Origin of the sequence: Amycolatopsis sp. GM8, from assembly GCF_021653975.1 — a bacterium.
Lineage (GTDB): Bacteria > Actinomycetota > Actinomycetes > Mycobacteriales > Pseudonocardiaceae > Amycolatopsis_E.
On sequence record NZ_JAJKFK010000002.1, the window covers coordinates 218,535 to 240,318 of the forward strand.

Genomic DNA, 21,784 nt, shown 5'->3' on the forward strand with positions numbered 1-21,784 from the left:
ACGTCGAACTCGCAGTCCCGAGCGTCGGACTCGCAGTCGTGGGTGTCGGACTCGCCGTCTGGAGCGTCGGACTCACGGTCCTGGGTGTCGGACTCGCCGTCTGGAGTGTCCGACTCACGGTCGGGAACGTCGGACTCGGCGTCCTGAAAGTCGGACTCGGCGTCGCGAGTGTCGGACTCGCGGGTTAGAAGCGGCCTCGGCGGGCCATTTCTTCCAGGCGGGCGATGCGCTCGGCCATCGGTGGGTGGGTCGAGAACAGGCGCGAGAACGACTCGCCGGGGCGGAACGGGTTCGCGATCATCAGGTGCGACTGCGACACCAGCTGCGGCTCCGGGACGAGCGGCGCACGCCGGGTGCCCACCTCGAGTTTCCGCAGCGCCGAAGCCAGCGCCAGCGGATCCCCCGTCAGCGCGGCGCCCGACGCGTCGGCCTGGTACTCGCGCGAGCGGCTCACCGCCAGCCGGATCACCGCGGCCGCGATCGGGCCGACCAGGATCAGTAGCAGCGCGACCAGCGGATTCCCGTCCTCGCGGTCGTTGCCGCCACCGAAAACACCCGCGAACATCGCCAGGTTCGCCAGCACGCTCACCATGCTGGCCAGCGCCCCCGCCACGCACGAGATCAGGATGTCCCGGTTGTACACATGCGACAGCTCGTGCCCCAGCACGGCGCGCAACTCGCGCTCGTTCAGCAGACCGAGGATCCCCGTCGTGCAGCACACCGCGGCGTGGCGCGGGCTGCGGCCGGTCGCGAACGCGTTCGGCGCGGCCGTCGGGCTCACATACAGGCTCGGCATCGGCTGGCGCGCGGACGTCGCCAGCTCGCGCACGATCCGGTACATCGCGGGCTGCTCGGCTTCCGAGACCGGGCGCGCCCGCATGGCCCGCAGCGCCAGTTTGTCGGAGTTGAAGTAGGCGTAGGCATTCATCCCCAGCGCCAGCACGAGCCCGATGAACAACGCGGTCCGCCCGAACAACGAACTGATGCCGACGATGATGGCGCTCAGCAGGCCCAGCAACAGCGCTGTCTTCACCCCGTTCTGATGCCCGTGCACTGCCGTTCCGCCTCCTTCCGTCCGACAGATGAACGCGTGAGCGGGCTGTGAAAGTTCCACCGTAACGGTGTTCGCGCCCCCGGTCGGACCGACATCACACCGCGTTCAGGTTAAGGTCTGACAAGGGAGGGCAGGTGTTTGGCAGGCGTGCACTTTTCACCATGATCGCCGGTCTCGGTGCCGTCGCGGTCACGCCGGCCGAGGCCGCGCCGCGTGTCCGGACCATTCCGGTCGGGCCGGATCCCGCCCTGGTCGCGGTGAATTCCGGGTCGGGCGCGGTCTACGTCGGCAACGGGGACAACAGCGTGTCCATCGTCGACGGTGTCACGGTGGAAATCGGCGGCACGCCCACCGACCTGTCGATCGACGAAGCGAGCGGCCAGGTCTACGCGGCGAGTGAGCACGCGGGCACCGTCACCGTGTTCGATCCGGCGGGCCGGATCCGCGGTCTGATCGCCGCCGGGCCCGGTGCCTCCGTCATCGACCTCGACGCGGACGACAACCGCTTGTACGCGGCCGGCGGAACCGCCGGGTCGGTCGCGGTGATCGACACCGTCGCCGGGGTGATCACCGGGCTGCTGCACGGACCCGGCCACGGCTTCGGCGGCATCCGGGTCGACAGCGGGCGCCGCGTCGCCTACCTGTCCAACGTGGATGCCGGCACCGTCGAGGTGCTCGACCTCGGTTCGCGCCGGTTCACCACGACCATCCCGGTCGGCCAGGCGCCGACGAGTTTGGCGCTGCACGACGCGAGCAACACGTTGTACGTGGCCAATTCGGGAATTCACCACCTGTCGGTGGTCGACGGTGCATCGCACACGGAGCGGGCCCGGATCCTGCTGCGCAGCGAGGCTTCTTCGGTTGCCGTACACCAATCGAGCCACACCGTCTACGCCAATGGCGGACCGGACGGCATCGTCCGGATCGACGGCGCGGCGGGCAAGATCACCGGTGAACTCTCGCTGGGGATCAATCCCGGCGGAATCGCCGTCGACCAGCGCAGCGGCGCTGTCCACGTCACCGACCCGCTGCACGACCAGCTGTACGTGATCGACGGATTCTGATCCTGGAGTCACTCCGGGTATAGGTTCGGCCACGGAGGTCAATTACATGAAACTCGGACTGCACATCCCCAACTTCACCTGGCCGAACGGACCGGCCAAGCTCGGCCCCGAACTCGCCGACCTCGCGCGTGCCGCGGACGACGCCGGGTTCGAATACCTCTCGGTGATGGACCACTTCTTCCAGATCTCGATGGTGGGCCCGGCCGAGAACGACATGCTCGAGGCGTACACGACGCTGGGCTTCCTGGCCGCGCACACCAAGCGGATCAAGTTGTACACCCTGGTCACGGGCGTGATCTACCGCCAGCCCGGCGTGCTCGCCAAGGCCGTCACCACGCTGGACGTGCTCTCCGGCGGGCGGGCGATCCTCGGCCTCGGCGCCGGCTGGAACGAAGAAGAAGCCCGCGGGCTCGGTTTTCCGTTCCCGCCCACCAAGGAACGGTTCGAAATGCTCGAGGAGGCGCTGCGGTACATCCGCCAGATGTTCTCCGACGACGACGGCCCGTTCGACGGTGACTACGTCCACGCCGAGCGGCTGCTGAACCGCCCGAAGGCATTGTCCACACCGCACCCGCCGATCATGATCGGCGGTAGCGGCGAACAGAAGACCCTGCGGTTCGTCGCCAAGTACGGCGACGCCTGCAACATTTTCGACGGCCCGGAACTGGAACACAAACTCGAGGTGCTGCGCGGCCATTGCGAAAAGGAGGGCCGCGATTACAACGAGATCACCAAGACCGTCCTCACGTCGATCGACATCGGCCCCAAGGGCGAGAAGACCGAGGAATTCCTCACCAGCTTGCGCCGCCTGTCCGCGCTGGGTGTCGACGTCGCGATCGGTGCCTCCCCCACGGTTCCCGACGTCGAGCCGTTCGAGATCTTCGCCAAGGACGTCGTGCCCGAGGCGGCGAATTTCTGATCTGACCGACAGCAGGGCAGTTATTCACGAAAGCGTTGCCCTGTAACGACACTCCCGCCGCGTCCGACCATTGAGGCAGTCGGATGCGGCGGGAGTTCTTTTATGAGAATCAGTGTCTTCGGGCTCGGTTATGTCGGCTGCGTGTCCGCCGCGTGCCTCGCGAGCCGCGGCCACGAGGTGGTCGGGGTCGACGTCAACCCGGTCAAGATCGACCTCGTGCGCAGCGGTCGCGCGCCCGTGGTCGAGGAACGGATCGGCGAGCTGACCGAGGAGGTCGTGCGGTCCGGCGCGTTGCGCGCCACCGGCGATGTCGCCGATGCCATCGCGCACAGCGAGATCTCGCTGGTCTGCGTCGGCACGCCGTCGGAGCCGAACGGCAGCCTTTCCACCACCTACCTGGAACGCGTGACCGAGGAGATCGGCGCCGCGCTCAAAGCACAGACGCACCGGCACACCATCGTCTTCCGCAGCACCATGCTGCCGGGCACCTGTCTCGAACTTCTGGTGCCCATCCTGGAAAAGTCCTCCGGCCTGACCGCCGGGGTCGACTTCGGGGTCGCGGTCAACCCGGAGTTCCTGCGCGAAGGCACCAGCGTGCGGGACTTCTTCGAGCCGCCGAAGACCGTCATCGGCGAGATCGACACAGCGAGCGGCGAGGCGGTCGCGGCGCTCTACGAAGGCCTGCCCGGGGACGTCTTCCGGGTGCCGATCCCGGTCGCCGAAATGGCCAAGTACGCCGACAACGCCTTCCACGGCCTCAAGATCGGCTTCGCGAACGAGCTCGGCGCGATCTGCCGGGCGATCGGGCTGGACTCGCACCGCGTGATGGACGTGTTCCTCGCCGACCGCAAGCTCAACATCAGCCCGGCCTACCTGCGCCCCGGTTTCGCGTTCGGCGGTTCGTGCCTGCCGAAGGACCTGCGCGGGCTGGTGCACGCCGCGCACCGCGCCGATGTTTCGGTGCCGATCCTCGCGCATGTGCTGCCCTCCAACGAAGAACACCTGCGCCGGGCGTTCGATCTGGTCGCGCGCACGGGTAAGCGCAAGATCGGACTGTTCGGGCTGTCGTTCAAGCCCGGCACCGACGACCTACGCGAAAGCCCGCTCGTCGAGCTCGCGGAACGCTTGCTGGGCAAGGGATACGACCTGCGCATCTACGACGCGAACGTGAGCCTGTCCCGGCTGATGGGCGCCAACCGCGAGTACATCGAGAGCCGGCTGCCGCATCTGGGACAGCTGCTGGCCGGCTCGGTCGAGGACGTGCTCGCGCACGCCGAGGTGTGCCTCGTCGGGTCGACCGACCCGACGGTGCTGGCCGCGCTGCCGCACGGCGGGACGCACACGCTGATCGACCTGGTCCGCCTTCCGGACGCCGAGGTGCGCCGGACCGAAGAGGGATACGTTGGCCTTGCCTGGTAGAGCGCTGATCCTGGTCGAGAATCTGTCGGTGCCGTTCGACCGGCGGGTGTGGCAGGAATGCACCACGCTGCGCGACGCGGGCTGGCAGGTGCACGTCATCTGTCCACAAGGGACGAAGCGGGACACCGAGCCGGAAACGGTCATCGACGACGTGCACATCCACCGGTATCCGCTGAAGGCGGCGACCGGCGGCCCGGCTGGGTACCTGCAGGAATACGGAACCGCGCTGTGGCACACCTTCCGGATCGCGCGCCGGCTCGGCCGGTTCGACGTCGTGCACGCGTGCAATCCGCCGGACCTGCTGTTCCTGGTCGCCCGGATGCTCAAGCGCCGCGGCGCGAAGTTCGTCTTCGACCAGCACGACCTGGTGCCGGAGCTGTACCTCTCGCGCTTCGACCGCGGCGAGGACCTGTTGTACCGCGGCGTTTGCGCGCTGGAGCGGGCCACCTACCGGGCCGCGGACGTGGTGATCTCGACCAACGAGAGCTACCGGGACGTCGCGATCAGCCGGGGTGGCAAGCGCCCGCAGGACGTGTTCGTGGTGCGCAGCGCGCCCGCGGTCGAGCGGTTCCGCCAGGTGCCGCCCGAGCCGGAACTCAAGCGCGGCAAGCCGTTCCTGCTCAGCTACCTCGGTGTGATGGGCCCGCAGGACGGGGTTGACTACGCTCTGCGATCGCTCGCGCGCCTGCGGGAACAGCGGACGGACTGGCACGCGGTGTTCGTCGGTTCCGGCGACACGTTCGACGAAATGGTAGAACTTGCTCGGGAATTGAAGCTCGCGGACCGCGTGGAATTCACCGGGCGCATTCCGGACGAGGATCTGGTGCGCTATCTGTCCACGGCCGATGTCTGCCTGTCACCGGATCCGCGCAACCCGCTGAACGACGTGTCGACCATGAACAAGGTCATGGAGTACATGGCAATGGCCAAACCGATCGTCTCCTTCGAACTGAAGGAGGCCAGGGTTTCGGCCGGCGAGGCCGCGGTTTACGCGCCCGCCAACGACGAAACAGCGTTCGCGGACCTCATCGGAAAACTCCTGGACGACCCGGAAGAGCGGGCTCGGATGGGGAAACTCGGCCAGGCGAGGGTGGAGGGACCACTTGCCTGGCGCGAATCCGCGAAGGCACTCGTTGCCGCCTATGACAGTTTGAACCCGTCCACAAGTCGAACAGGTCAATAACCAACGATCGCGTTTTGAACAAGACGCGGGCGGTCCTGTAACCAACGCGGGAATCGCGGCGACGAGGTTGGTGAAAGCCCACCTCGCGACGGGCAGTAGTTCTTTCGAGGGGAGAATCCGCGTTGAGTGACGAAACAGTGCGCTTGTCCGCCGTGGGGCGGCTCCTGCGCCAACGCTGGCGGTTACTCATCGTGCTCACCGTGCTCGGCGGGCTCGTCGGCGCCGCGGCGTCGCTGGTGTTGTCCCCCGGCTACACGACCACGTCCAGCGTGCTGTTGCAGGGCCCGCGGCAGGCCGACGAGTTGCTCACCGAGGCGCAGGTTTCGACCAGCTCGGTGGTGCTCGACCGGGCCGCCGCCGGGCTGAGCTGGCAGACCACGGGCGCCGACCTGAAGAACAAGGTGACCTCCTCGGTCGCCAACGGCAACGTCGTGACGATCAGTGCGTCCGCCGACACCCCGGAGCACGCGCAGCAGCTCGCGGACAAGGTGGCGGCCGAGTTCGTCCGCTACTCCACCCAGCTGATCAGCGGCTCGACCGACGCGGCCGCGCAGATCGCGCAGGAGCAGCGGGACGCGCTGCGCCAGCAGGTCACCGTCGCCACCCAGCAGGTCAGCCAGCTCGCCCAGCAGGCGAGCAGTGGCCTGACCGTGGAGAGCGTGCAGGTGCGCACCCAGCTCGAAGGGCTGCGGACCTCGCTGCAGCAGGCGATCAACAACCTGAACCAGGCGGATGCCGCGACCAGCTCGGCGAACATGGCGGTGCTCGGCCCGTCCGAGCGGCCGACCGGGGCGGCCTCGCCCACGATGACGCAGCTGATCGCGGGCGGCGCGGTGCTGTTCCTGTTGATCGGCGTGTTCGGGCACCTGTTCGCGGCGCGCACCGACCGGCGGCTGCGGGCCGAACCGGAGATCGGCGCGGCGCTGAACTCGGAGGTGCTGGGCACCGTCGACATTCCCGAGCAGCAACCGGAAACTCGCGAGGGCTTCCTCCCGCTGCTGCGGCGGCTGGTGCGCGCCGACCGGCCGTGGGACCTGCCCGAGCTGAGCGTCTCCGCCGACGAGCTGAACCGCGAGGCCCGCTACCGCCGCGTGATCGGCCGCCTCAACACCAGCAGGCCCGTGCTCACGCTGGTGCCCGAAGGCGACGCGCCCGCGCACCGCGCCGTCACCCACCTCGTCGCGGCGGCCGGCAGCCGGACTCCCTTGCGCGTGCTGGATGTTTCGCCGGTTCGCCCGAATGTGCCCGAAGACCCGCACGTGGCCGGCGTTCTCGTCGTACTCACCGTCGGCAGCAGGACGGCCTGGGAACTCGTCGGCATCGCGGAAGCCTGTGCCGACGCCGGCCTCGAGGTGCTCGGCGTCGTGCTGACCCAGCCTGTCCGCCCCACTACGACCGAACAGACCAAGGTCGGCAGCGACCGCGACGCGATGGCAGGTTCAGCGTGACTACCACCACCTCCCCGCCCCTGGTCGATCTCCAACGGCTCGTCGTCGCGATCCGCCGCCGGCGCCGGCTGTGGTTCACCGCCGCGCTCGTCGGCCTGCTCGCGGGCCTCGCGCTCTCCGTCGTCATGCCGTCACCGCCGACCGCGGTGACCAAGCTGCTCGTGATCCACCAGAACGACTCGCCCACCGACTCCGGGACGCTGATGCGCACCGACATCGCCGTGCTGGGCACCACGAAGATCGCCGACGCCGCGCTGAAATCCTTGCACAGCACCGAGTCCACCGACGATTTCATGAAGAAGTACTCGGGCCTCGGGCTGACGAACAACGTCATGCAGATCACCGTCGAGGGCAGCAGCGCCGACGACGCGACGGCCAAGGCCAAGGCGCTCGGCGACGCGTTCATCGCGGATCACGTGCAGCGCAACCAGGCCGCGGCCGACGCCGAGGCCGCTGCCCTGGTCAACCAGCGCAACCAGGCGCAGGCCCAGCTGGCGCAGGTAGACCAGCAGATCGCGACCGAGACCGGCCGCGGCAGCAAGGCGAACGCGACGACGCTGGAGAGTCTCTACAGCCAGCGGGCGGACCTGGCCTCCAAGATTTCCGATTTCAACTCGCAGGCACAGCAGGCGGGTATCGGCTCGCCGCAGATCGCCGCGGGCACCCAGATCGTGGACGCACCACGGATAACGCCGCATTCGTTCCTGAAGACCGCCGCCACCGACGGCGGGATCGGGCTGGTGCTCGGCCTCGCCATCGGGCTCGCGCTCGCCGCGGTGACCGCCATCGTGCGGGACCGGCCGGTGCTGCGGCGAGAGGTCTCCGCGAACCTGGGCGCCTCGGTCATCGCACAGCTGCCCCGCCGGTGGCTGCGGCGCAAGAAGACGGCCAAGGCACGGGCCCGCCTCGCCGCGACGCTGGTCCGGATCGTCCGCGACGACGGCGGCACGGTGTCGCTGCTGGATCTCGGCGCACCCAAGGTCACCGCCCAGCTGGCGCTCGACATCGCCGGCACGCTCGCGGAGACCGCGCGGACCGTGGTCATCGACGACCTGCCGAAGCGCGAGCTGACGGCCGCCGCCGGGGAGCCGAACTTCCGCATCGCCGACGGCAGCGAAGTGCTCGGCGCGAAAGAACCCGGCGAGCTGCGGCTCGGCGTCGGCTCGGTGCGGCCGGGCACGGCCTGGACCGACCTTTCGTACCTGGGCAAGGAAACCGTGCTGGTCGTGCGCACGGGATACGCGAACACCGCGTGGCTGCACACGGTGGCGCGCCAGCTCGCGGACTGCCAGATCACGGTCATCGGCATCGTGCTCGTCGACCCGGATCCGAAGGACCGGACGGACGGCACGTTGTGGGACGGCCTGCACACCGCGCTGCGCGGTCGCGCCGTCGCGCCCAAGCAGTCGGACGAAACCAGGAAGCTTCAGCCGGTCAAGGTGCACACCGGCACGAACGGCGACGGGCCGACGCGACGGTTCGCGCCGGTCGGTTCGCAGGAGGACTGACGCGAATGTGCGGAATCGCAGGCGCCGTCCGGTGGCCCGACGGCGGGCCGCTGACCGACCGGCTGACCAAGACGCTGGCCCACCGCGGGCCGGACGGCGCGGGCCGGTACGACTTCGGTGATGTCCACTTGGGACATAGACGGCTCTCCATCATCGACCTGTCCGAAACCGGTGCGCAGCCCATGGTTTCGGACGGGCTCGCGCTGACCTACAACGGCGAGCTGTACAACGCGCCGGAGCTGCGGGCCGAGCTGGAGTCGTCCGGCGTGCGGTTCCGCGGTACGTCGGACACCGAGGTGCTGCTGGAGGCCTGGCGCCGCTGGGGCACCGGCTGCCTGCCGCGGCTGCGCGGCATGTTCGCGTTCGCGGTGTTCGACGAGCGCACCGGTGACCTGGTGCTCGCGCGCGACCAGCTGGGCATCAAGCCCTTGTTCCTGGTCCGCCGTGGCGAGGGCCTGGTCTTCGCGTCGGAGCTGAAAGCGCTTTCCACCGAGCTGTCCGGCTCGCTGCACGTCGACGACGCGGCGATGATCGCGTCGCTGCTCTACTACTGGGTGCCGGACGCGCGCTGCGCGTTCCGCGAGGCGGAGAAGCTGCCGCCGGGTTCGTGGCTGCGGATCCGCCGCGACGGCAGCGTGGACCGAGGCCGGTACTGGTCGATCCAGGACGTCGCGGCCGAGGCCGCCGAGGCGCCGTTCCCCGACCTCGACGCCGTCATCGAGGAATCGACGCGCAAGCACCTGCTCGCCGACGTCCCGGTGGCGACGTTCCTTTCCGGCGGGCTCGATTCCAGCTACCTGACCGCGCTCGCGGCGAAGCACCGGCCCGGGATCTCCGCCTACACCATCGGTTTCCGCGCCGAGGACGCAAAGTTCGAGGCCATGCCGGACGATCTGCGCTACGCCCGGCAGGTCGCCGCGCAATTCGGCGTGGACCTGCACGAGATCGAGATCGCGCCGCAGGTGCTCGACCTGCTGCCGCGGATGACCTACCACCTGGACGAGCCGATCGGCGATCCCGCGGCGATCAACACGTTCCTCATCTGCAGCGCCGCCCGCGAGGCCGGGGTCAAGGTGATGCTGTCCGGGATGGGCGCGGACGAGCTGTTCGCCGGGTACCGCAAGCATTTCGCGAACCTGCTCGCACTCAAGTACCAGCAGGTGCCGGGCGCGATCCGGCGGCCCGTCGAGTCCGTTGTGGACAGACTGCCGGTCGCGACGTCGAAGCGCGGGTTCCGCACGGTCCGGTTCGCGAAGCGCTTCCTGTCCTTCGCCGAGCTGCCCGAAGAAACCGCTTTCCGCCGCAGCTACACGATGTACGACCGGGCGGAGCTCGCCGCGCTGCTCAGTCCCGATCTCGCGCCGGTGGTGGACGACGTGCTGACCGAGCACGCCGACACCTACCACGACAACCGGCTGAACGACTTCGTCAACCGCATGTGCCTCGCGGACGCGCGACTCTTCCTGCCCGGGCTCAACCTCGCCTACACCGACCGCTCCAGCATGGCCGCGTCCACCGAGGTGCGGGTGCCGTTCGTGGACGTCGAGGTCGTCAAGGCCGCGTTCGCGATCCCCGGCAACCGGAAGATCGTGAAGCGGCAAGGGAAAGCGGCACTGAAGGAAGCCGCCTCCGGCATCCTGCCGCGCGAGATCGTGTACCGGCCGAAGGGCCTGTTCAGCGCACCGCTGCGGGCCTGGATGAGCCGGGACCTGGCACCGCTGATGCGTGAGGTCGTCAACGAAGGCGTGCTCGTGAAATCGGGTTTCCTGCGGCAGGACGCGCTGCGGCGGCTCGTCGAGGAGGACGCCTCCGGGCAGCAGGACCGGTCGAAACACCTGTGGCACATCTTGACCCTCGAGTACTGGTACCGGAGCGCAACCTCACAAGGAGCGTCGTGAAGCAGGTAGTGCAGAACTACAAGAGCGGGGAGCTCGCGCTCCTCGACGTCGAAACGCCCGCCTGCAAGCCCGGCGGCGTGCTGGTGCGGACGGCCTTCTCGCTGATCTCGACCGGGACCGAGCTGATGAAGGTCTCCGAGGCGAGCATGTCGATGGTCGGCAAGGCGCGCTCGCGCCCGGACCAGGTCGCGAAGGTCATGCAGAGCGTCGCCACGAACGGGGTCGCCGCGACCTACCGCAAGGTGATGAACAAGCTGGACTCCTATACCCCGCTGGGATATTCGCTCGCCGGGGTCGTCGAGGAGGTCGGCGCCGGGATCGACGACGTGGCCGTCGGCGACCTCGTCGCGTGCGCGGGCAACGAGCACGCGCTGCACTCGGAACTGAACTGGGTGCCCAAGAACCTGTACGCGAAGGTGCCCGCCGGGCTCGACCCGCGGCACGCGGCGTTCGGCACCGTCGGTTCCATTGCCATGCAAGGGGTTCGCCGTGGTGAGCCGCAGCTGGGCGAGATCGCGCTGGTGATCGGGCTGGGCCTGATCGGACAGCTCGTCGTGCAGCTGCTCACCGCGTCCGGCGTGCGCGTGCTCGGTGTCGACCCTGACCCGGGCCGCTGCGAGCTGGCCGAAAAACTCGGCGCGCTGGTGTGTGGCGCGCCGGGTTCGGACCTCGTCGACGCCGCGGTCGACGAGCTGACCGGCGGGTACGGCGTCGACCAGGTGTACCTCGCGGCGGGCGGCAGCACGAACGAGCCGGTGGAACTGGCCGCGCGGCTGTCCCGCGACCGCGGCCGGGTGATCGACATCGGCAAGTGCCGGCTCGACCTGCCGTGGAATGCCTACTACGAAAAGGAACTGGACGTCCGGTTCTCCCGCTCGTACGGGCCGGGCCGGTACGACCCATCGTACGAGCTCGAAGGCCGCGACTACCCCATCGGTTACGTGCGCTGGACCGAACGGCGGAATATCGAGTGTTTCCTCGATCTTGCCGCGCGCGGTCGGGTAGATGTCGGGCCCCTGATCTCGCACGTGGCCGATTTCTCGACCGCGGTCGAGACCTACCAGCGCCTCAACGGCGGCGAACTGAAGGCGGTCGCAGTGCTCTTCCGGTACCCCTCCGAAGTGGCGAACACGGTCGAGCCGGTGCTGGCCGCCCAGCCGATTCCCGCCCCCGCGCGGACCGCGCGCCCGATCGGCCGGGTGCGGGTCGGGTTCATCGGCGCCGGCAACTACGCGTCCTCGATGTTGTTGCCACACCTGGCCGAACGGGACGACGTCGAGCTGACGCGGGTCGCGACCACGTCCTCGCTCTCGGGTGCCAACGCGCAGCGCAAGTTCGGCTTCGCCGAAGCGACCACCGATGTCGACCGGCTGCTGGACGACGACTCGATCGACGCGATCTTCGTGGTGACCCGGCACAGCTCGCACGCCGAGCTGACCCGCCGCGCGCTGCTCGCCGGCAAGGCGGTGTTCGTCGAGAAGCCGCTCGCGCTCACCGAGGCCGAGGTCGGCAAGATCCTGGCGGCGATCGAGGAGTCCGGCAACGACCGGCTGCAGGTCGGGTTCAACCGCCGGTTCGCGCCGCTGCTGAACGAGGCGAAGACCCAGTTCGGCAAGCGCGTCGGCCCCGCGTCGGTGCGCTACCTGGTCAACGCCGGGCGGCTGGAGTCCGGCAGCTGGTACAACCAGGCCGATTCGGAAGGCACCCGGTTCGCCGGTGAGGGCGGGCATTTCATCGACACCATCAGCTGGCTGCTCGACGAGGACCCGATCGCCGTCTACGCCTGCGGCACCGGGGACCAGCAGGTGTTCCTGCGCTACCCGGACGGCTCGACGGCCACGATCTCCTACGTCACCAGCGGTTCGACCGGGTTCCAGAAGGAGACCATCGATCTGCTCGGCGACGGCAAGGTGCTCAAGTTCGACGACTTCCTGCGCGCGGCGGTGTATTCCCGCAAGAAGTGGACCAGCCCGCGCATCCCCAAGGGCCGCGACAAGGGCCAGCAGGCGGAACTCGACGCGTTCATCGAGGCCGTCGCCTCCGGCGCCGAAATGCCGGTCCCGCTGGACACATTGGTCTCGACCACACTGGCCACGCTCGCCGCGCAGACCAGCCTCGCCACGGGTGTGCCGGTGCGAATCGAGGTGCCGTCATGATGGGTCCGGGCTGGTACCTGCGGCGGCTGTCGCGGATGGGCACGCGGGAAATCCGCGGCCGGGTCGCCGATGTCGTGAACAAGCGGCGGTGGCGGCGCATCGCGGCGATGCCGAGCGAGGCCGCGTGGCTGGCCCACCGGGATTTCCGGCCGCTGCCCGCGGACGCCCTGCAGGCTGTCCCCGAGCAGGCGGCGGCCGCGGTGATCGCGAAGGCCAACCGGTTGCTCGACGGGCATGCCGTGTACTTCGGCGTGAGCCGCGACGACATGGCCGGCCCGGACTGGTCGTTCGACCCGAAGACCGGGCGCCGCGCACCGTCCGATGTGTACTCGTTCGACGTCGCCTACCGCAGCGAGGAAACGGTCGGCGACATCAAGCAGATCTGGGAACCGTCACGCCACCAGCACCTCACCGTGCTCGCCGCGGCGTACGCGCTCACCGGTGACGACTCCTACGCCGAGCGGGTCGCCGATCACCTGAAGTCGTGGTGGGCGGCCAATCCGCCGCTGCGCGGGGTGCACTGGGTCAGCGGGATCGAGCTGGGCATCCGGCTGCTGTCGTGGGTGTGGACCCGCCGCCTGCTCGACGGCTGGCCCGGCGCGCCCGGGCTGTTCGAGGACAATCCCGAGGCGCTGCACCAGATCTGGCATCACCAGCGCTGGCTCGCCGCGTTCCCCAGCCGCGGTTCCTCGGCCAACAACCACGTCATCGCCGAGTCCGCGGGCCAGCTCGCGGCCTCCTGCGCGTTCCGGTGGTTCCCCGAGTCGTCGCTGTGGCGCACCCAGGCGATGGCGTCGCTCGACGAGCAGCTGGCACGCAACACCTTCGACTCCGGTCTCAACCGCGAGCTGGCGACCGAGTACCACGGGCTCGTGCTGGAACTGGGTCTGGTGGCCGCACTCGAAGCGGAGGCGGCGGGCACGCCGGTGCCCGGCTCGACCTGGCAGCTGCTGCTGCGGATGACCGACGCACTGGCGTCCATTGTGGATGATCAGCTGCGCCCGCCGCGCCAGGGTGACGCCGACGACGGGTACGGGCTGGTCGTGGACGGCGACGAGGTGCACCGCTGGGCCTCCCTGCTGGCCACCGGCGGCGCGCTGTTCGGACGGCTGAGCTGGTGGCCCGAAGTGCCGCGCGCCGACGTGCGGACCGCGCTCTTGACCGCACTCGCCAAGCCGACGGTGACCGCGTCCCGGCCCACGGAGCGCCAGAACCATTTCGCCGACGCCGGGATGACCATCCTGCGCGACGACGAAATCTGGTGCCGCTGCGACGGCGGGCCGCACGGGTTCCTGTCCATCGCCGCGCACGCGCACGCCGACGCGCTCTCGGTCGAGGTGCGGCACAACGGCGTCGACATCCTGGCCGACCCGGGCACCTTCTGCTACCACGGCGAGCCCGAGTGGCGCTCCTACTTCCGGTCCACCCTCGGCCACAACACGCTGCAGCTCGACGACCACGACCAGTCCACGTCCGGCGGCCCGTTCATGTGGACCAAGCAGGCGCACACGAAGGTCCGCACGCACGGCCCGGAGAGCTGGTCCGCCGAGCACGACGGGTACTCCCCGGCGATTCACCGCCGCTGGGTGCAGCTCGCCGACTCCGAACTGCACATCTCCGACGAGGTCGTCAGCTCGCGGCGGCACCGCACCCGGCTCGCCTTCCACCTCGGGCCCGCGGTGTCCGTCGAACTCGAGGACAGCAAGGCGCACCTGGCGTGGGACGGCGGCTCGGCCGTGCTCGAACTCCCGCAGGAGCTGGATTGGGCGATCCACCACGGCGCGGAAAAACCGCCGCTGGGCTGGTATTCGCCCGGGTTCGGCCGCAAGGTGCCGGCCGCGACCCTGATCGGCACCGGATCCGCCAGGGTGCTGTCCACCGTGCTCCGCTTCCGCCGTGCGGAGGTGCCCGCGCTGTGAAATTGTGCTGGGTGCTCCTCGGTCTGCTCGTGCTCACCGCCTGCAGCTCATCGTCCACTGAGGACAAAGCCGCACCGGCCGACGCCGCGCCGGCCGCTTCGGCGGCCGCGGTGTGCGACAAGGAGCCCGCGGGGCCCTCGGCAGCACCGGCCGGCGCGGTGACGATCGACCCGAACATCACCGGCGATCTCCTCGCGAAGACGAAGGCCAGTCCCGCGGGCACCACGTTCTGGCTCGCGCCCGGCACCCACCGGCTCGGCAGCGGGAACTACGACCAGGTGGTGCCCAAGGACGGCGACGTGTTCCTCGGCGCGCCGGGCGCGATCCTCGACGGTGAGCACGTGAACCAGTACGCGTTCACCGGGCACGCCACGAACGTCAGCATCCAGCACCTGACCGTGCAGAACTTCACCGCCCCGCACGACGAAGGCGTGGTCAACCACGACTCCGGCGACGGCTGGATCATCGAGCACAACACGTTGCAGCGCAACGACGGCGCCGCGCTGATGGCCGGCGCCCGGCAGCAGGTGCGCGGGAACTGCCTGCGCGACAACGGCCAGTACGGCATGAACGCGTACAAGGGCGACGGCACGATCACCGGGCTGGTCGTCGAGGGCAACGAGATCGTCGGCAACAACACCGGCGACTGGGAGACCAAGGAGCCCGGCTGCGGGTGCACCGGCGGCATCAAGTTCTGGGCCGTGAACGGCGCGGACGTGCGCGGCAACTGGGTGCACGACAACCGCGGCGTCGGGCTCTGGGCGGACACCAACAACAACGACTTCCTCATCGAGGGCAACCTGATCGAGAACAACGACGGTGCCGCGATCGAGTACGAGATCAGCTACAACGCGACCATCCGGAACAACATGATCCGCAAGAACAACTGGGTGGACGGCAAGAAGTACGCCGACCGCGGCGACAACTTCCCGCTCGCGACGATCTACATCTCCGAGTCCGGCGGCGAACCGCGGGTCCCGGCCAGGACGGCGAAGATCGACATCGCGGGCAACGTGCTGCAGAACAACTGGTCCGGGATCACCCTGTGGGAGAACGCCGACCGATTCTGCAACAGCCCCGCGAACACCTCCTCCGGCGTGTGCACCCTGGTACAGCCCGACTCGGCGAAATGCGCGCGGCCCGGGATCATGACCCAGCCGCTGTACAGCGACTGCCGGTGGAAGACGAAGAACGTGGACATCCACGACAACCGGTTCGAGCTGGATCCCGCCGTCGTGGGCTGCACGGTGAGCTGCGGGCGGATGGCGGTGCTGTCGAACTTCGGCACCTACCCGGACTGGTCACCGTACAAGGGTGACGTGGTGGCCGACGCCATCACCACCGGGCAGCACAACCAGTGGCACGACAACACCTACGTCGGCCCGTGGAGCTTCGTCGTCCACGACACGAGCCAGATCCTGGATTCCTTCCAATGGCAGGGAACCCAGCAACAGGATCAGGGCAGTACGTTCACGAAGGGCGGCTGACATGGCGCTCGCGCGGCTGACTCCGCTGCACCACGCCCCTGCCACCACGCAGAGCACGCCGCGTGCCGTCGCGGTGGCGTGGGTCCTGCTGATCCTGAACACGCTCGGCTCCACCGGCGCGCAGACGATCATCCCGCTGCCCCGGTCGGTCATCCAGCTGGTCACGATGGGCGCGCTCGTGATCGCGTTCACGCTGGCGCTGGTGGTCAACATCCAGCTGCGCATCCGGCCCAGCGCGTACCTGCTGCTGCTCACCCTGCTGCTGGTGGTCAGCATCCTGTCCAGCGCGCACCTGGAATCCGGGTTCGGCGCGCTGTTCCGGTGTTTCCGGCTGTCGTTGTTCATCGGCACGCTCTGGCTGCTGACGCGCTGGTGGAACGGCAGTACGAACTTCGTGCGGTTCCATATCAAGGCCTACAGCGCGGTGCTGGTGACCGTCGCGATCGGACTCGTGATCGCGCCGGGCAAGGCGATGCCGGACATCTACGGCGGGCGGCTCTCGGGCGCGGTGTGGCCGCTGACCCCGCCGCAGATCGGCCAGTACGCGGCGGTCATCTCCGGGCTCACGCTGTTGTTGTGGCTGGGTAAGCGGGTCGACCGGCGCAGCGCGCTGCTCATCGTCATCCCGGCGCTCGGGTTGCTGCTGCTGACCCACACGCGCACGGCGACGCTCGGCCTCATCGTCGGTCTCCTCGTCGCGCTGATTTCGTTGTGGCTCACCAGTTCGCGGGCGCGCTCGGTGTTCACCTGGTTCATCGTGGTGGCGGTGTTCGCGGCGATCGCGCTGGCGTCGCTGCTGCAGGCCTGGTTCCTGCGCGGGCAGTCGGAGGACAACTTCTCGACGCTCACCGGCCGCGCGAAGGTGTGGGACGCGCTGCTGAACGCGCCGCGCTCGGTGAGCGAGAACCTGTTCGGCATCGGGCTGGGCGACAAGTCCTATGCCGGGCTGCCGATCGACAACAGCTGGCTCGCGGTGTTCCACGAGCAGGGGCTGGTCGGCTGCGCGCTGGTCGCCGCGTTCCTGCTGGCGCTGGCCGCGGCCGCCGCGCTGAAGCCGCCGTCGCTGGAGCGGGCGTGCGCGATCTTCCTGATCGTGTACTGCATTTCGGCTTCCTACACCGAGGCCGGGCTCGGCGACGCGTCACCGTACCTGCTGCACCTGTTCGTGGCCGGTTCACTGCTGGTGCCCAAGGAGGCTCGCGCGTGAAGATCCTCGTCGTGCACAACCGGTATCGGTCGGAGCAGCCGAGCGGTGAGAACAACGTCGTGGACGCCGAGGTGGCGCTGCTGCGCGACGCCGGGCACGACGTCGGGTTGTTCGAGCGGCGCAGCGACGACATCGCGTCGATGTCGTTGGTGGGCAAGGCTTCCGTACCGTTGCGGGTGCCGTGGAACCCGCAGGCCCGCGCGGATCTGACGGCGCGGCTGCACGCGGACCGGCCGGACGTCGTGCACATCCACAACACGTTCCCGTTGCTGTCGCCGTCGGTCGTCGCCGCCTGTGCCGACGCGCGCGTGCCCGCGGTGGCGACGCTGCACAACTACGGCATGGTCTGCCCGCCGGGGACGCTGTACCGCGACGGGCACGTGTGCACGTCGTGCGTCGGTGGCCGGCCCGTGCCGGCGGTGGCGCACGGGTGCTACCGCGGCTCGCGGGTCGCGACGCTGCCGATGGCGGTGTCGACGGCGGTGAACCGGCGGCGGTGGTGGTCGGGGATCTCGCGGTTCTTCTGTATTTCCGGCGCGCAGCGGGAGTTGCTGGTCTCGGCGGGCATGCCGGCCTCCCGGTTGGTGGTGAAGCACAACTTCGTCGACGAGCCGGTTGTGCGGCGTGAGCTGCCCGGTGAACACATCCTGTACCTGGGTCGGATGACGGAGGAGAAGGGCGTCCGGCTGCTGATGGACGCGTGGCCGCTCGCGGATGTCGGCATCCCGCTCGTGCTGGCGGGGACCGGTCCGCTGTCGGACGAGGTGGCTTCGTGGGCCGCCGGCCGGCGGGATGTGCAATATCTGGGCCTGCAGACGAAGGCTGAGTGCCAGGAGCTGTTGGCGCGGGCCTCGGCCGTGGTGGTCCCGTCGGTGTGGCTGGAGGCTTTCGGCCTGGTCGTCGTCGAGGCGATGGCCGCCGGGGTGCCCGCGGTCGCCCCCGCGCACGGCGCCTTCCCGGAACTGATCGACAACGAGGTCAGCGGGTTGCTGCACACCCCCGGCGATGCCACGTCGATGGCGTCGTCCTTGCGCCGGATCGTCGCCCCGGCCCGAAACCGCGAAATGGGCGAGGCGGCGCGGTTGCGGTACGAGAAGGACTTCACCCCGTCGGTCGGCCTGGACCGCCTGATCGCTGGCTACCAGGCGGCGATCGGTTGAGGTCAGGACGCCGAACGACACCGACGCGTTAGATTCCTACGAGCTCAAGAGAATTCCGCGGACAAATTCCGCAATCGCGTCGATCTGCCCGACCTGGAACAGGTCATCCTTATAGACAAATTGAATCCTGCATGCTTCACGATACGTGTATACGACATATACGACGCCAGGTGTGCCGTGCCAATTATGAGTCCACATCTGGAAATCCACAATTTTCAGATCACTGGCGGCGGTGAAGTCTTTCACCAGGCCAAGATTACTCACGATCAACTTCGTGAGATCTTGCTTCTCGCACACATCGGGTGGTTCACTGAAATTGTTGACCGTAAAGCTTTCGGCGAAGGAACTCAGGATCGATCCCTGCTCGATGGACCGCTCCAGATCGCTCTTGACGCTAGTGGCGAGCGAAGCCACGGAGCCCGCGTCACCCGTGACGGGTAGCAGGCATGCATGCGGATAGGCCATGTTGGTTGTTGCCGCAGCCGGCACCGGCGGATCCAATCGGGCGCGCAGGTCCACGGGCGAAGCGCACTCCATGACTATCGGCTCGTTTCCCCCGTCCAACTGGTTACGCTGCGCCAGAAGGACAGCTCCACAAACAAGGGCATGCACCGATGTGCCGGCAGATCGGGCACGTTCACGAATCCGGCTCGTCTCGTCGATCGTGAAGCGAAGGTAATGATGAGCGGCCGGGAATCGTGAATGTTCGGCATGAGTGTTGCTCGAGATGGCAACTGATCCGTCCAGCACGCCATGAGCTTTCAACACGTCTATCGGCGACTCCGGTAGACTCGGTCCAGAATCAGTGTCGATATCAAGATCACACACGAGTGCGGCATATATTTCCCACAACTCGTCAAGAAAAGCCTGCTTGGCGGTGCCATCGGCAATTGCATGGTCTGTGTAAAGTGCAACATGACCGCCGTCTTGCTTTTCGGCTATCACAAGCTTGGCGAGCGAGTCAGCCACGCGCCAACGTTCACCTATTTCACGTACACAGTCCCAAATATCGCCGGATACGTAGACCACGTCAGGAATTAAATCCGGAACAGCAGCAATAAATATGTTCCCCGAAGCCCGTTCGACACGTGAGCCCAGCACCGGATAGCGAAAACACAGAAGTTCGAATGCGCGGACCAAAATATCCTTGTTCAGCCGTCCTTGATACTCGACGATCAGCGCCGTCGGAAAGTTCAGCATGCCGGACTCAAACTGATCAATTTGCCGCTTTGTCGTCACGTCACTCCATTCAGATGGGACGCAAGACACCTATGCTAACTCCCAGCGACAGGACCAGGACGGTGCCTATTTACGCATCACGTGCACGGTCACAAATTCAGATAATCGGCAATTACACGTACTATAACCCGGATAATTGGAGCCGTCAATTGTTGTCTCGAGGCTACACACTCACGGAGTGCGGCTAATGCTACTGGGGATAGCCCACCTGCCCGGGAGCCGGCTGCTTGTGGGCAGACCTGGTGTCACCGCTGAGGCCAGGGTGCCACATGCGATCTGCCGCGTCCGGCCGCGCTCCCGTTCCTGATCCTCATCGTGCCCGGAGGCACGTGGCGAAATTGTTGGGAGATGCGCCGGAACTCGTCGCCATGACGACGTCGAGGTCCGCTGAGAAGATCCCTACATCAGAACCTTGGTCACACCTTGAGTCGAGCCTCGCCAGATCCGAAGGGTTTTCGATGCGCAACGACGTCGATATCGAGCACGAAACGACGTCGGGATGGCGCAGACGGGTAACGTCAACTCTTCTAGTGCTGCCGGTTTTGGCTGTGTCAATCGACAGCAGCGTCCTGCTTCTGGCCCTACCTCGGCTGAGTACGGCGTTGGGCGCCAGCGGAACCGAACAACTGTGGATCGTCGATATTTATGTCTTCATGCTGTCCGGGTTTCTCATTCCAATGGGCGGAATTGGCGACCAAATAGGTCAGCGAAAGGTCTTATTCATAGGGGCCGGAATATTTTCCGCCTCCTCGATCATGGCGGCATATGCCGATAATGTTGCAATCCTGATTGCCGCCAGAGCCCTCATGGGGATCGGCGGATCGGCTGTCATGTCATTGAGCATGGCAATCGCCAGCACGATCTTCACAGACTACAAAGATCGCGCCACGGCAATAGCTATCAGGGCAAGCACCATGATGGTCGGAGGAGTTGTCGGACCTGCGGTCGGAGGCGTAATCCTGAAGTGGTTCTGGTGGGGTTCCGTGTTTCTCGTTTCCGTGCCGCCGATGTTGCTGTTGCTCGCATTTGGACCAAGGCTGCTTCCCGGATCCAGATCACGAAATACGAATAGGACTGACTGGACGAGTGTAGCCGCACTGCTGTGCGCGGTACTACTCATAGTCTATGGGGTCAAGGCCACAACAAGGGGAGAAATCTCTCCGACGTCAATCGGAGTAACGGCCGCTGGTGCTGTCATCGGTGTCTTTTTCTGGCGACGTCAGGGGCGGATACCGAATCCATTACTAGATCCGCGTATATTTAGAAGTCGCGTGCTCACTCTCACCTTGACGGTGATGGTTATAGGTACCTTCGTTCTTGGCGGAATAGTCTTGTTCGTCCCCACATACCTGCAGACTGTACGTGGGGCTTCGCCGCTGGAGGCCGGTCTTTGGCTGATACCGCAATCGATCGCAACGATCGCGGCGACGCTGGCCGTGTCCAGACTCTCTCGGCGACTCCCACTGAGCTACCTCCTGGCCAGCGGATTGTCGGTGGCCGCGGCGGGCTGCCTTGCAATAGTTTTCTTGGCCTATGTGCAGCAAGTACCTTTTGTAGTAGTCGGATCATTTCTCGTGTCGGTGGGGATGGTCCCAGTCGCCTCACAGGGGGCCAACCATGTCATGTTTCTTTTCCCCAGAAGTAGCGCCGGAATAGCGTCGTCCGTGGTAGGCACGAACAATCAGATGGGGAGCGCGCTGGGGGTAGCTGTCCTCGGATCTGCCGTGAACGCGGTATACCGCGTCGACCTCAAGCTGCCAGACTCGCTGGGAAAGGCACCGGGAGACACAGCCAGGCAAGCTATCAATGAGGCTGCGGCTATCGCGGCACGCTTGCAAGGAACGATCGGGCAGGAACTATTGGCTGCGGCCCGGTCTGCCTTCCTCACGGGCTTGCGAATCGCCGGTCTGGTGAGCGTGATTCTGCTGACAATTTGCCTCGTCATCACCTTTGTGTTCCTCAGAGAAAGATTCCCGGCGAAAGCAAAGATCGACAAGTCGTGAGCGTTACCGATGGGTTTCGTACAGTGACGGTTCCACGCTCTGGCCGTGCCCTGGGCGAGGCGGCGACCACAAGACGGACGGAGCAATGCGGCCTTCGTCGAAACGAAGAGGTGCCCCGCC

15 protein-coding genes are annotated in these 21,784 nt (G+C 67.1%); 13 read left to right on the top strand and 2 right to left on the bottom strand.

Annotated elements, in window-relative coordinates:
* Positions 1-184: 184 nt before the first annotated feature.
* Positions 185-1,054 carry a zinc metalloprotease HtpX gene (gene htpX / locus LOZ83_RS08300; protein WP_236789672.1) on the bottom strand — a complete coding sequence of 290 codons (870 nt, stop codon included), beginning with the start codon at positions 1,052-1,054 and terminating at the stop codon, positions 185-187.
* A 161-nt stretch (positions 1,055-1,215) separates the two neighbouring features.
* On the opposite strand from htpX, the gene LOZ83_RS08305 reads away from it, so the two are divergent.
* The 12 genes from LOZ83_RS08305 to LOZ83_RS08360 all read left to right on the top strand — a co-directional run bounded on the left by LOZ83_RS08305 (position 1,216) and on the right by LOZ83_RS08360 (position 18,422).
* Complete coding sequence (locus tag LOZ83_RS08305; protein WP_236789674.1) at positions 1,216-2,118, top strand: YncE family protein; 903 nt, start codon at positions 1,216-1,218, stop codon at positions 2,116-2,118.
* 46 nt (positions 2,119-2,164) lie between these two features.
* Entirely contained in the window at positions 2,165-3,037 is an 873-nt protein-coding gene (locus LOZ83_RS08310; protein ID WP_236789675.1) for an LLM class F420-dependent oxidoreductase, read from the top strand.
* A 102-nt stretch (positions 3,038-3,139) separates the two neighbouring features.
* Positions 3,140-4,456, top strand: coding sequence for a nucleotide sugar dehydrogenase (locus tag LOZ83_RS08315; protein ID WP_236789676.1), 1,317 nt, complete (start codon positions 3,140-3,142; stop codon positions 4,454-4,456).
* Positions 4,446-5,639: a glycosyltransferase family 4 protein gene (locus tag LOZ83_RS08320; RefSeq protein WP_236789677.1), complete on the top strand. Its 1,194-nt coding sequence runs from the start codon at positions 4,446-4,448 to the stop codon at positions 5,637-5,639. Before LOZ83_RS08315 ends, LOZ83_RS08320 begins: the two co-directional genes overlap by 11 nt.
* 122 nt (positions 5,640-5,761) lie before the next feature.
* Positions 5,762-7,087, top strand: coding sequence for an exopolysaccharide biosynthesis protein (locus LOZ83_RS08325; protein ID WP_236789678.1), 1,326 nt, complete (start codon positions 5,762-5,764; stop codon positions 7,085-7,087).
* Positions 7,084-8,595: a Wzz/FepE/Etk N-terminal domain-containing protein gene (locus LOZ83_RS08330; RefSeq protein WP_236789679.1), complete on the top strand. Its 1,512-nt coding sequence runs from the start codon at positions 7,084-7,086 to the stop codon at positions 8,593-8,595. The genes LOZ83_RS08325 and LOZ83_RS08330 overlap by 4 nt, the downstream gene beginning before the upstream one ends.
* Before the next feature lie 5 nt (positions 8,596-8,600).
* On the top strand, positions 8,601-10,493 hold the full coding sequence (gene asnB, locus LOZ83_RS08335; protein WP_236789680.1) for an asparagine synthase (glutamine-hydrolyzing): 1,893 nt from the start codon (positions 8,601-8,603) through the stop codon (positions 10,491-10,493).
* Complete coding sequence (locus LOZ83_RS08340; RefSeq protein ID WP_236789681.1) at positions 10,490-12,649, top strand: bi-domain-containing oxidoreductase; 2,160 nt, start codon at positions 10,490-10,492, stop codon at positions 12,647-12,649. Before asnB ends, LOZ83_RS08340 begins: the two co-directional genes overlap by 4 nt.
* Entirely contained in the window at positions 12,649-14,568 is a 1,920-nt protein-coding gene (locus LOZ83_RS08345; protein ID WP_236790734.1) for an alginate lyase family protein, read from the top strand. The genes LOZ83_RS08340 and LOZ83_RS08345 overlap by 1 nt, the downstream gene beginning before the upstream one ends.
* Positions 14,565-16,055 carry a right-handed parallel beta-helix repeat-containing protein gene (locus LOZ83_RS08350; protein WP_236789682.1) on the top strand — a complete coding sequence of 497 codons (1,491 nt, stop codon included), beginning with the start codon at positions 14,565-14,567 and terminating at the stop codon, positions 16,053-16,055. The genes LOZ83_RS08345 and LOZ83_RS08350 overlap by 4 nt, the downstream gene beginning before the upstream one ends.
* Position 16,056: 1 nt before the next feature.
* A complete protein-coding gene (locus tag LOZ83_RS08355) occupies positions 16,057-17,262 on the top strand; it encodes an O-antigen ligase (protein ID WP_236789684.1) in 1,206 nt (401 codons plus the stop codon).
* Positions 17,259-18,422 carry a glycosyltransferase gene (locus tag LOZ83_RS08360; RefSeq protein ID WP_236789685.1) on the top strand — a complete coding sequence of 388 codons (1,164 nt, stop codon included), beginning with the start codon at positions 17,259-17,261 and terminating at the stop codon, positions 18,420-18,422. The genes LOZ83_RS08355 and LOZ83_RS08360 overlap by 4 nt, the downstream gene beginning before the upstream one ends.
* A gap of 36 nt (positions 18,423-18,458) precedes the next feature.
* On the opposite strand, the gene LOZ83_RS08365 is transcribed toward LOZ83_RS08360, so the two are convergent.
* A complete protein-coding gene (locus LOZ83_RS08365; protein WP_236789686.1) occupies positions 18,459-19,661 on the bottom strand; it encodes a hypothetical protein in 1,203 nt (400 codons plus the stop codon).
* Between the two features lie 458 nt (positions 19,662-20,119).
* Between LOZ83_RS08365 and LOZ83_RS08370 the strand changes: the two genes are divergently transcribed.
* Positions 20,120-21,664: an MFS transporter gene (locus tag LOZ83_RS08370; protein WP_236789687.1), complete on the top strand. Its 1,545-nt coding sequence runs from the start codon at positions 20,120-20,122 to the stop codon at positions 21,662-21,664.
* Positions 21,665-21,784 lie beyond the last annotated feature (120 nt).